At 40.9% G+C, this 11,842-nt stretch carries 10 protein-coding genes; all 10 read right to left on the reverse strand.

Annotated features, from left to right (window positions below; all coding sequences use genetic code 11):
• Positions 1–9: 9 nt before the first annotated feature.
• Positions 10–4,686: a Calx-beta domain-containing protein gene (locus tag ABVT42_RS09885; protein ID WP_353874478.1), complete on the reverse strand. Its 4,677-nt coding sequence runs from the start codon at positions 4,684–4,686 to the stop codon at positions 10–12.
• A 209-nt stretch (positions 4,687–4,895) separates the two neighbouring features.
• Complete coding sequence (locus ABVT42_RS09890) at positions 4,896–5,492, reverse strand: DUF2878 family protein (RefSeq protein ID WP_353874477.1); 597 nt, start codon at positions 5,490–5,492, stop codon at positions 4,896–4,898.
• An 81-nt stretch (positions 5,493–5,573) separates the two neighbouring features.
• Positions 5,574–6,908, reverse strand: coding sequence for a class I SAM-dependent methyltransferase (locus ABVT42_RS09895; protein ID WP_353874476.1), 1,335 nt, complete (start codon positions 6,906–6,908; stop codon positions 5,574–5,576).
• Between the two features lie 9 nt (positions 6,909–6,917).
• The gene (locus tag ABVT42_RS09900) at positions 6,918–7,691 is read right to left on the reverse strand and encodes a DUF1365 domain-containing protein (RefSeq protein WP_353874475.1); all 774 of its coding nucleotides are present in this window, start codon (positions 7,689–7,691) and stop codon (positions 6,918–6,920) included.
• Positions 7,654–8,937 carry an NAD(P)/FAD-dependent oxidoreductase gene (locus tag ABVT42_RS09905; RefSeq protein WP_353874474.1) on the reverse strand — a complete coding sequence of 428 codons (1,284 nt, stop codon included), beginning with the start codon at positions 8,935–8,937 and terminating at the stop codon, positions 7,654–7,656. The genes ABVT42_RS09900 and ABVT42_RS09905 overlap by 38 nt, the downstream gene beginning before the upstream one ends.
• Positions 8,934–9,527, reverse strand: a complete 594-nt coding sequence (locus ABVT42_RS09910) for an SDR family NAD(P)-dependent oxidoreductase (protein WP_367023747.1) — start codon at positions 9,525–9,527, stop codon at positions 8,934–8,936. Before ABVT42_RS09910 ends, ABVT42_RS09905 begins: the two co-directional genes overlap by 4 nt.
• Positions 9,512–9,697 (reverse strand): SDR family NAD(P)-dependent oxidoreductase, encoded by a 186-nt coding sequence (locus tag ABVT42_RS09915; protein ID WP_353874473.1) that lies wholly within the window; start codon positions 9,695–9,697, stop codon positions 9,512–9,514. The genes ABVT42_RS09910 and ABVT42_RS09915 overlap by 16 nt, the downstream gene beginning before the upstream one ends.
• Positions 9,694–10,107: a nuclear transport factor 2 family protein gene (locus ABVT42_RS09920; protein ID WP_353874472.1), complete on the reverse strand. Its 414-nt coding sequence runs from the start codon at positions 10,105–10,107 to the stop codon at positions 9,694–9,696. The genes ABVT42_RS09915 and ABVT42_RS09920 overlap by 4 nt, the downstream gene beginning before the upstream one ends.
• Before the next feature lie 13 nt (positions 10,108–10,120).
• On the reverse strand, positions 10,121–11,173 hold the full coding sequence (locus ABVT42_RS09925) for an acyl-CoA desaturase (protein WP_353874471.1): 1,053 nt from the start codon (positions 11,171–11,173) through the stop codon (positions 10,121–10,123).
• Positions 11,174–11,179: 6 nt separating this feature from the next.
• Positions 11,180–11,758 (reverse strand): DUF3833 family protein, encoded by a 579-nt coding sequence (locus ABVT42_RS09930; RefSeq protein ID WP_353874470.1) that lies wholly within the window; start codon positions 11,756–11,758, stop codon positions 11,180–11,182.
• Positions 11,759–11,842: the final 84 nt, after the last annotated feature.

The following is an 11,842-nucleotide window of genomic DNA, read 5'->3' on the forward strand; positions in this document are numbered from 1 at the left end:
ACTTGCGGTTTATTTTGTCAGTGATGGTTTGAAGGCTGATGATTGGTTTGCACTTCGTGCACCAACCACGCCTAAAAGCATCAATAATATTAAAATATAACTGACTGAACCACTGCCTTTTGGCTGATCTTTAATGGTAATTGTTATTTCGCTGTTGTCAGTGAGCAATACTTCTTGCTCCGGACTATCACTGAATAATTTAATAGTAAAACTTTTATTTTGATGGACGGTTAACAGCGGTACTTTAATTGTTTTAGGCTCAGTATCGAAATCGGCCCAGTTTAGTTGGCCTTCAACTGCGGTGTAATCCGTACCCGCTTTGGCGGTGCCGTCAACCGTTTTATAGTTAATGCTGATGGCCGAATCTGAACCATCAACTCGATTAATGGTAAAAGAGGCTTCCTGCTCTTCAGTTGCTTCTGCTGTTGCTACTTCAAATTTCACTTTGCCTTTTTGCGGCTCAATAACATTGAGCGTAATCAAGGTTGTTGAATTACCATAAGGCGTATTGGTGATAGTGTTAAGTTGTGCTTTATATGTACCAAGTTCTAACTCAGTTGTATTAAAAGCAAGGTCAATGGACTTCTCGGCTGAGGCATCAATCGCTTCACTATATCCATTAGATAAGATTAACCACGGCACACCAGCCCAGGCACAAATACCGACTTCGCCAGAACTGACACCAACAACAACACCTAATTCTCGACTGGGGAACCATAAAGTCCCATTACAATCAATCGCAATGCCGCCCTGTTTAAGGTCGCCGAGTGAATCATCGGGCACTTTATCGCCATCCAGGTCAATATCTTTGGGCATATCGAAGCTGGTAATTGGTGTCAGTTCGTCGGTGTTGGTATCTAGTACCACCACATCTTTTGATGGCTCTTCATCATTAAGCAACACAAACAGACTGCCAGTCATCGGGTTAATTGCCAAACCACCAACTTTTAGCTGCACATTGACTGAACGCAGTATTGTGCCATCGGCTGTGAACTGATGAATAACGCTGTCGTTCCAAGAACCGGCGTAATAAGTATCAGAAACCGGGTCATAGGCCAGTCCTCGTTGAGAAGTACCGAACTCGGGACAAATCTTGTTGCCGGTTACACTGAATGATTCAGGGTTTAATTCGTGAATACAGTTTTCGCGACCCACTTCTACCTGCCACAGTTTGCCGGTACGATTGTTAAAGGTCATGTCAGCCGCAAAATCGCCTGATATGCTGGTGGTATCAATAGTGTTTTGTGTTGCCACACCGTCTGAATTAAATTGATGGGCAATATCTTTCGCTGCGCCACCCGCTTTAACATCACCAATCCAAAAATTGCCGTTGCTCTGATTAATGGCAATACCATAGGGATAAGTCAGTTGAATATCGAAGTGACGGATATAATCAACTGCTGATGTTGCAATGTTTAAACTGTTAAAGTCAGCAGAATAGCGGATTTTTTTAGTGGTTAATTGCTTGAGCGCTTTAGGGCCAAAATGTCTGGTTGATGGATGATATGGTCCATGAATTTCGCTTGGCATTTTCTTGTTGGTTGGTACTGCCGTTACCAGATATTCAACATTCGTCGCAACATTACCCACATTTTTAATAGTTAAGCTATCTTCGCGGATCGTATCCAGCGGCACTTCAAACGCCGATGGTGCACTAGCGATTTCAATTTTACCGGCATCCAGCGCAACAGGTGAAGCTAATGAAATTTGATTTGCTGCAACTTGTTTGACTACATATTGGGCAAAAGTAAAATTCACATTTTGACTGGCGCCATTTTCTAAAAATAGTCTGAAATAACCATCACCAACACTGTCATCGTCTTGCGTTGCACGCGAGATTGTTTTTGATTGTCCATTCGTAATTAGCACATCATTTAGTGCTTCTCCGGTGTTGGCATCAATCACATTGCCTTGTACAAAGCTGCCAGTTGCTGGATTACATTGGCTGCCGGTAATTTTGACATTATCGACCAACGCCCACCAGTTCCAGTTAGCTCTATAATAGTGCCAACGGAGCTGAAAGCTTGACGCGCCACTTATTGAGGGGGCTAAATCCAGCGTGACATGTTCAGGTAAACCATCCCCTTTAATTTTTAGCAGGTTAACCCAGTTGCCACCATCGACTTTAATATCAAAATCAAATTCATCACCAAGTGCACGATAGAGTGTATCGAATTCTATTTGGGTACTTGGCATACTGGCAACAGAAATCACCGGACTGATTAATGATGTATCTGTATTAACATCTTGTCCTGCCAGATCGCTATCGGCAATGGCTGCATGTCCGCTGGTACCAATCAGATTGCCACGCGTATTGGCGGTACTTTGCCAGATTGAACCTGATCCTGCTTTATCTTCAACAGTCCAGTCGAGGGGGGGGACGCCGGCTTCAAAGCCTTCGATTAGTCCGCTGACTTTATAACCGGCGGCAATGCATGATTCGAAAATTGTTAATGCAAAATTAGCCGTTTGTGTGGTGACGGGATCAATATCCCGTGACTCATCCTGATAACCTTGGGTATGAACTTTAGTATGCATTTTTAGCAGGTTACCGCCATATAAATTAATCTCATACTGGCCGGTAATCGGGTCGGTAAAGGTAGAAACTGAACCGCCAGGAATGTCTACAATGATTTCGCTGTATAACGGCGTATTTAAACCAGAACCATCTCTTACGGTGCCACTGACCTTTATAGGGGTTGCAGGCGTTAATTGAATGTCTCGGTTTAGTACATCGTCTTCGGCAATATCAATTGATGCAATTTGGCCATTGACCCAGCCGTATTTATAAAACTTAACCGGATAGCCTGTATCAACGGGTAAGACTAATCGGTATTCACCATCTTCATTGGAGTAAACGCGGAAGTTACCACTTGAAACTTCGACGCCAGGAATTGGCTCGTTGGTTTCGCTGTTAGTAATTACACCCGTAATACGACCCGATGGACCAGCAACACAGTCATCAAAACGAAAGCTGCCAATATAGGTTGACCAGGAACTGGTGTTATTGTTGGTCGCTTTATAATATTCAGTGGTATACCACATGGTACAATCATCTACCGGATCGACGCTTAAGCTGGAATAGTCACCCCAGCGTTCGCTGCCTGATTGTGCGCCTTCTCCTTCTTTTAATGAGTCTTCAGGCACGGATAACACGTTAGCGGTGTCTGTCGCATAACGACCTGAAAAACGAATAGAAGGGTTTAAGTTAGGCCCCGATACACTATAGGCAACACCAATATTGCCAACGGCATCCATGGCCGCACTTCCCATCCAGCGTGAATTACCATCATTCAGGTTATAGGTACCTTGATTGGCGATCGACACATCTTCACTGGTTGCATCAATATTCATTTCATACCAGCGAACTCCGGCAATCGTATTACTGCTGGATGAACCTACAACCGTGTGATTACCCACTAGCTTATGCTGTTCGCCATAAAGGTTACGATAAGCCAGTCTAAACATCATGCGTTGGCCAATGGCGTCGAGCCGCTGTGAATTAGGCTGTCTGATACAGTTTCGATTAAATTCACAAACCCCGCCATTGTAAGGCGCAACATTGAGGGTTTGTTGGAGCTTGAACACCGAACGCTCGGGGTCAGCCCAGTTAGCATCAAAAGTCCAAACATCGATAGTGTTGGCGTCACCACCAGCAGAAACAAAATATTGCGGCATGGTGTCCGGCGGTAGATAAAGCCCATCTATATCCGCTGGCATGGGGGTAAAGGCATCGGGTGTTTGATTTTCTAAATCAAACTTGATTTGACGAGCTGTTTCACCCAGTAGCATTTTATCGCGTTCATAAACGACGACGGCGGCGCCGGTGTATTTATCACCTGTAAATTGATTTATCCCTGCATAATAGCCATCGTGCCATACGCCATAGTGAGGATAATCATTAAATTTGGTGGTGCTCCACAAAAAGTCGTATAAATAATATGCGCCGGTTGGATCGGGAGTTTGCGAAATGGCAATACACTGGTGGTTATCGGTAAACGATTCGTTAAAGGCAAACTGACTGATTAACCAGCGATCGGCTTGACTATCATAAAGTACAATAGGATCGCCCTGATTGTTGGTTTCACAGATGCCACCAAACCCTTCCCAGATACTGTTAATCGCAACAGGTGCTAGCAACTGATTACCTGATTTGTCCCAAATGGCGATGGCGGTATTGACCATTTGGACAATATGATTGGGGCCAACATCGGCATTGGTATCGGGAGGCACCGAACCTTGGACGTTATCCATACCGTTAAATCCAACCCCAACGACCGGAGTAAATTTACCGGGCTGCATGGGATAGGCTTTAGATTGCAGTACGCTATCTTGCTTGAATTTTTTATTTTGCTGAATATGTCGAGCGGCAAAAGGGTGGTTTTTATTAGGCACCTCACGAATAAAATCCCGGCCAGGTACTTTTTCACCTGATTGCTGCATCTTGTTAATACGTGCCTTGGTAAGTTTGGGTAAAGGATTGCTGATTTGTGAAACTGGGCGGCTTAATCGAGGTTTGGCGGTAGTAATTTTAGCATCATTGAGTACCAAAGGTGGCTGCGATTGTGCATTGTCTTCCGTTGCCTGGGTTGTAAAGCCCGTTATTGCTAATAAGCCAGTGAGGCAGATTAAGTTGAATAATTTAAACTTTATTTTCATTTCACCAAAATACATAATTTTCTTCATGCCAAACGACCTTAATATTATCTGCTCGGCTTGTGCTGTTGCTCTACAACCCAAGTCTTATTAATTGTTAGTGTTATTATTATTGGTTTAAATGCGCTTTGACCCACGAGTTTAACACTGCAAAGGGGATAAAAGAGCGGCAAAATTCACGATCTTTAAACTCGACTAGTACTTTTGTTAAGAACTTGGAATTATATCAAAAATATCTATCACTCGGGATTCTTAAATAACCACTGACTGACACTACTGATACCAAATATCAGGCCCCAAAATAAACTACTGACCAAAAAGAATACTAACGGATGACTAATCGTAATTGGGGTTAAATAAGAGGCACCCCAATAAGTGAGTGGACCAGTGATAGCACCTAACATCAACGCAAGTGCTAACTTACTTTCTAGCCAAGTAAAACAGCGCTCAAATGTGATTGCAAACCAGCACCATAAAATAACAAGCCAGTCGGGTATTGGCAAACTAAGCAGATGTTGGCCCGATGAGTTCGGCGTCTCAGCTAATAATGACACTTCGGATAAATCAAACCGGATAATGGCTAATTGGGTTAATAAAGAATCAAATAGAATCCCAAGGGTAATTAGCGATATCTGTGAGACGAATCGGGTAGCTGTTAAATAACCGGCGCGATAGTCAGTACTTAGCAGCAATATCATGAGTAAGGCACCCAGCCAAAACCATTGGCTGTGGCTACCCAGAATAATCAGCCACCAGCCGCCTTGAAAGATCAACATGGCGAGCCAAAGTGGTGGGTGCTGAACCAATCCTGGGGCTGTTAAAAGTTTCAAAGACATGAGCCTGCTTAAGTCGCTTTAATTGATCAGTTGATATCATTGACTTGAGCAATTAAATTGCCCTGATGACTATAGATTTGACTATAGATTTGACTTTACACCTGACTCAAGCGGTGGTCTTGCCAAAGGTTTAACTGCATGTAATTGCACATTACTGATAACACGTTCTCTGAATCCCCCCTCACAGTAACACAAGTAAAATTCCCATAGTCGAATGAAAGAATCATCGAATCCCAGCGCTTTGACCTGAGCGATATTCTCAAAAAACTGCTCACGCCATTTTTGCAGTGTTAACGCATAACTTAAACCAATATCGAAGAGTTGGTGGACTCGCATATCGGTAACACTCTGAATACATTGATTCATAACCTGAACTGAAGGAATGCAACTGCCGGGAAAAACATAGCGTTTAATATAGTCAATTGTGTCTTTGGAACGATCGAACTTTTGATCCAAAATGGTGATCGCCTGAATTAACATTTGGCCATCAGGCTTGAGTAGTTGATTACATTTTTCAAAAAAAGTCGCAAAATAATGATGACCAACGGCTTCAATCATTTCTATTGAAACCAGTTTGTCGAACTGGCCAGTTAGTTCTCGATAATCTTGTTTGAGTAAAGTGATTTTATCGGTCAGTCCGTGCGATTGGATTAGCGCCCGGGTATATTGATACTGTTCTTCAGAGATAGTTGTAGTTGTTACCTTGCAACCATAGTTTTTAGCTGCAAAAACAGCAAAACCTCCCCAGCCTGTACCAATTTCTACAATATGGTCGGCGGCACTCAGATTTAATTGTTGAGCAATGCGCTGTAATTTATTGTGTGAGGCCTGTGCCATTGTTTCATCTGGGTGAGTGAAAATACCAGATGAATACATCATGCTGGGATCTAAAAACAATTTAAAAAAGTCATTACCTAAATCATAATGGGCAACAATATTTTTTTTGCTACCGCTTAAGGTATTTTTGTTAAGCCAATGAAACAGGCGCTTTAAAGGCGCACTCAAATGAGCCAGTCCGCCATCTACATTGTCAATAACTGATTGATTCAGGGCAAATAGTTGAATGAGACGGGTAAGATTTTTTGAACGCCAAAAGCCATTAATATAAGCTTCTCCTGCGCCAAGGCTACCGCCAAATGCAATAAATTGGTAAAACTGTGGATCGCAGATTTCTAAGTCAGCTTTAATGATTTCATCTTTATTGGCTGGTTGGTCTACAACATTATTGTTACGATGTTGTTTGCCGATAAAAAAGTGAGTTTCATCTCCATCAGTCAGTGTCAGTTGTCCAAACTCAATATGGCGCAACTTTTTTAGTATTTGTTGCTTTAGCTGGCGAGAAACAAAATCGCTGTTAATTGCCGGCTTTTTGGCCAGCTGGGACACATAATTTTTAATAGAGACAACAGAGTTCATAATCGTTCCTTAGTGGGAAATTTTTTTAGGCGATTTGTTTTCATAAAATGGTGTTTTCTTGAGCCACAATTTTAGTGCTTGCCAATAAATGCCTGTAATAACTTTTACGGTCATTGGTGGAAAATGGAGCAGTATCTTTGCCATATTTTTTTGTGTCATTGGTTGCTGTTTTAAAGCAAGTGTTGCATCAAAGACTTTTTTATCATCACTAAAGTTTTGCATGACAACCGACAAACGTTCAGCCGGTTGAGAAAAACGCCATTCATATCGAATATCCATAGGCATAAATGGCGATACATGAAAAGTTTTATGAAACTGCTCATTTAAAAAACGTACATTACGTTGCATTAGTGAACCGTCTCGATTATCCATGACATAACGATAGCGCTCATTCCAGGGAGTGTTATTAACCTCAGAAATAATAAAGTCAACCTTGTCTGGTTCGTGTTGATTAAAACAGTAATAAAACGTTACCGGATTAAAACAATAACCCCAGTAGCGTAAATGCGTAAGCATTCTGATTGAACCGTTGAAATCAATCGCATATCGCTCGCGAATTTCGTTGGTAATGGCATCGCGAATTGAACCTTGGTGATGAAAGTAATCTGCGGTTTTAAATTGACCCAGGTTAAACTTGTCTTTTGACCAAAACCAAAAGGGTTTAAATAAGTTGTCTAACTCATCGATATCAATATACAGCATGAAAATTTTATACTGAAATTCATGCTGACTGGGTAAAAAGCGTCTATGCTGCAGGTGACCAGAGTAAATTTTGCTGTTCATTGCCAATATCCTGATTATATTTTTTGATTGCGTTTAATGCACTGACCACGCCATCTTCGTGAAACCCATATCGCCAGTAGGCACCACAATAGTAAGTATTTAAGTGGCCATTGATTAGCGGCTGATTTTTTTGTGCTTTGATACCATCTAAAGTAAATAGTGGATGGCTGTAATTAATTTCCTTAAGAATTTTTGACTCATCAATTTCATCGGTCGGATTTAAAGTCACACAAAAAGTATGCTGACTTTTAAGTGACTGTAAAATATTCATATTATAAGTAATCATAACCGGACAATCTGTATTTTTTGTCAAATGATAGTTCCATGCAGCCCAGGCTTTTTTACGGACGGGTAAAATACTGTCATCATAATGTATGATCGCTTTATTATTGGTATAAGGTATGGCGGAGAGTGTACGTATTTCTTCTGGGGAAGGATTTTCCAGCATTGCCAGCGCCTGATTACTATGACAAGCTAAAAAAACATAATCAAACGACTCTTCCTCACAACCTCGGGCCTTAATAAAAACCTTATTGTTTTGTCGCCGGATATTTTGTACTTTACACGACAAGCGAATTTTATCTTTAAATGGCTCGGTTAATGGCTTGGTATATTCGGCTGAACCATTTTTAATCACATACCATTGTGGTCTGTTAGCGATTTGCAACATACCGTGATTATTAAAAAATCGCACAAAAAACTGGGCAGGAAAATCCAGCATAGTGTTATGTCCGGTAGACCAGATTGCCGCGCCCATTGGAACAATATACTGGTGAATAAACGATTGGGAATAACGGTTCTCGGCTAAATATTCGCCCAATGTTTGCTCAAAATTATCTTTTTCTAATATGGACAAAGATTCTTTGTTGAAACGTAAAATGTCAAATACCATTCGGTAAAATGAAGGTTTAAAAAAGTTACGACGCTGGGTAAATAATTGATCAAAACTAGAACCATTATAAACTAATCCCGTTTTTTCACATTGCACACTAAAGCTCATCGTACTTTCCTGATAAGCAACGCCCAACTCATTAATCAAGTTTAAAAAATTGGGATAAGTCTGTTGATTAAATACAATAAACCCTGAGTCGACATTTTGCTGCTCACCATGCAGATTTAACTGATGTGTGTGAGTATGCCCGCCAATATAATCATTCGCTTCAAAAAGCGTAATATCATGTTCTTTGTGTAAATGATAAGCAACAGTGTTACCTGCGATGCCACTTCCTACGATTGCGATTTTCATGATTGAGATACGGTTCCTTTAAGTAAAGTCGAACTAAAACTAGCCGGCAGCATTGAAATCAATTTTAAAAGTAATGTAAACCGTTTGGGAAAATGAATTTCAACTTTTTTACGGCACAGTTGCTGAAAAATAATTTTAGCCGATTGCTCTGCGCTAATTCGGGCGGGCATTGGAAAATCATTTTTATCGGTTAGTGGTGTTTTCACAAAACCTGGACAAATCCAGCTAACCGCAATATTTTGCGCGGCCAGTTCAATGTAAAGCCCTTGAAATAAATTACGAATCGCGGCTTTACTGGCCGAATAAGCTTGCCCTTTGGGTAAGCCCTGCCAAGCGACGCTGCTGCTCATGCCTACCAAATACGGATCGGGTGATTGACGCAGAATTGGCAGACAAGCTTCAATACCTTTTACTACTGATAAGTAATTGGTTGTCATCATTCGCTCAAATATTACGGAATCAAAATTTTGTATATCCACATATTCTGCGTTACCTGCGTTTAAAATAGCGCAATCCAGTCCACCCCAATGACTTTCAATTTGCTCAACAATTTTTTGATTAGTCGATAACGCGGTTAAATCACGGGTAATATTAGTGCATTAGTATGATGTTTAAAGTGCTCATTTAAACGTTGTTCATTTCTAGCGCTCAAGGCAACTTTGGCATTATTGTTGAGCAATAGATGAGCCAGCGCCAATCCAATTCCGCTGGATGCGCCTGTGAGCCATATGCGTTTATCAGTAAAATTATATTTCATCATAATTGCTTTTTTAACCAACGAACTACTCTGCCAATCATAGGCAGTTTTTCGTAAAACATTAAACCTGCGTCGAAATAATCTCGATGAAAAGTGATTTTTCCATCTGCATATCGACAATAAGTGATACCGGGCACTTCAAATAACTCATTTTTATTTAATTTAGGATGCTGCAAACGCATGGTCCACTGAATAAAAAAGCTGTCTTGATTAATCTGATAACGGTCAAAAACAAACTCAATAGTTTGTACATTTTTGTATAAACGAGCAAAATAATTTTTCAGATTATCGATTCCTTCAACTCGATGGAAAGGATCGACAAAACAAATATTGTCAGCGTAGACGGTATCGAGTTGAGTAACATTCTCGGCATCCAGTTGCTGATACAGTGATTTAAATCGTTCAATCATCATACATGATTACTCATTAATGGTCTTTTGATAATTGTTGCTTGATTCGCTCGGGCAAAGGTTTTAACTCCCAAACCAATCCCAATTTGTTCATTATTTTTAGCAGGTAATAAGTAATATCTATTTCCCACCAATAAAATCCTTGTCGGGCTGTCCCACTAAAATAATGATGATTATTATGCCAACCTTCACCAAGTGTAATAAGCGCCAGCCAAAAATTATTGCGACTGTTATCGGGCGTTTCGAAACGTCGTTTGCCAAATCGATGTGCCAGTGAATTAATCGTGTAAGTTGCATGGTACAAGCACAATGTTGATACAAAAAATCCCCACACAACTAATTGCAAACCATTTGTGTCAAGTGAAGGGGCATAGACTGCGAGTATTTCACCAGTTAAAAACAAACCGATAATTAATATCAGTGGTGCAAACATATCAAATCGATCGAGCCACTGTAGCTCACGATATTTAGTAAAGTCTTTGATTCGCTGGGTTTGCGTTGGTAAATTTTCATCGGCTAAAAACCAGAACATATGGCTCCACCAAAAGCCTTTGTGTTCTGGCGAATGGGGGTCGGCGGTTGTATCAGAATGGCGATGGTGTTCTCGGTGATGAGATGCCCACCAAAGCGGGCCGCGTTGTGCTGATGTTGCACCAATGAAAGCAAATATAAACTGTATTGTTCGGCTGGTTTTAAAGTTGCGGTGGGAAAAATAGCGATGATAAAAGCCTGTAATAGCAAACATTCTGAGTACATAAAACGCCACTGCAAACCACAATGCGGTCCAACTGAAACCGACTACAAAAATTAATAAAGGAAAGAGATGAATCAGAATAAATGGAACAATGCGCAGCCAGTTGATTGTTTGCATACCCTGGTTGGGTATTAACCCTTGTTTGGCTATTGCCAATGCAGCGTCATTATTTGATGCGACTTGAGAGGCTGTTTTAGATCCAACTTGCGATTGATTCGATAATCGATTCGCAGCAGAGGATGGAGGCAGGCTGTTATTGTCAAACCAGCTAAAAATTGCCTGAATTTTTGAATTGCGCAGTGGCTCGCTGTTCATTGATTATTATCTTTGAGTAAACTTACAATAATTTACGTTTGGGGTTTGCTTCTGGATCACAATATCGATACTGCCAACCTCAAAACCCCACTTAGTCATTTGCGTACTTCCCATCACTGTATTGGCATCAACCCGGTGTAGCCAGTCATCCATGGCAATGGTCAGGGTTGAATCATCGAGCGGAATATTGAGCGCATAAGTTAAATGCAGCGAGTCACCTATCTCGATACCGGTTGCCCGGCCTTCAACATCACCTGCACGGCCAATCCACTGATTGCCTTGTTGAATAAATTGCCAAACACGCGTTTGTTGTTCGCCATCATCAAACTGAAAAATTTCATCTAAAATGAGTGTATCGTTTTGTCGATAAGCCGTTATTGATGCAATAAATTTTCGATTAACCCAGTCATCGCGTTTTCTCACCAGTCCCCAGGCGCATAATTGTCCGTCGAAGAATTCAGTAAAATTAAAGGCAGGCTGACGAGTCGCATAATCCTGATAATTTGATGAGCAAGACATCAAAAATATGCTGCCAGCAAGTAACAAAGCCTTCTTAAAACAAACCGTTAACAAATAATGTGACATATATTGATCCGCTAAGCCTAGTCATTAAATAATAGGAAAGATTTCGTTTGATTTACTGACTTTTACGGTTTGGTGATGTCATTA

It is taken from the genome of Aliikangiella maris, assembly GCF_040719265.1.
GTDB lineage: Bacteria > Pseudomonadota > Gammaproteobacteria > Enterobacterales > Kangiellaceae > Aliikangiella > Aliikangiella maris.

Bases quoted from the DNA above. Each gene is read 5' to 3' on its own strand.
- ABVT42_RS09885 (WP_353874478.1), bottom strand. From the start codon at position 4,686: ATGAAGAAAATTATGTATTTTGGTGAAATGAAAATAAAGTTTAAATTA.
- ABVT42_RS09890 (WP_353874477.1), bottom strand. From the start codon at position 5,492: ATGTCTTTGAAACTTTTAACAGCCCCAGGATTGGTTCAGCACCCACCA.
- ABVT42_RS09895 (WP_353874476.1), bottom strand. From the start codon at position 6,908: ATGAACTCTGTTGTCTCTATTAAAAATTATGTGTCCCAGCTGGCCAAA.
- ABVT42_RS09900 (WP_353874475.1), bottom strand. From the start codon at position 7,691: ATGAACAGCAAAATTTACTCTGGTCACCTGCAGCATAGACGCTTTTTA.
- ABVT42_RS09905 (WP_353874474.1), bottom strand. From the start codon at position 8,937: ATGAAAATCGCAATCGTAGGAAGTGGCATCGCAGGTAACACTGTTGCT.
- ABVT42_RS09915 (WP_353874473.1), bottom strand. From the start codon at position 9,697: ATGATGAAATATAATTTTACTGATAAACGCATATGGCTCACAGGCGCA.
- ABVT42_RS09920 (WP_353874472.1), bottom strand. From the start codon at position 10,107: ATGATGATTGAACGATTTAAATCACTGTATCAGCAACTGGATGCCGAG.
- ABVT42_RS09925 (WP_353874471.1), bottom strand. From the start codon at position 11,173: ATGAACAGCGAGCCACTGCGCAATTCAAAAATTCAGGCAATTTTTAGC.
- ABVT42_RS09930 (WP_353874470.1), bottom strand. From the start codon at position 11,758: ATGTCACATTATTTGTTAACGGTTTGTTTTAAGAAGGCTTTGTTACTT.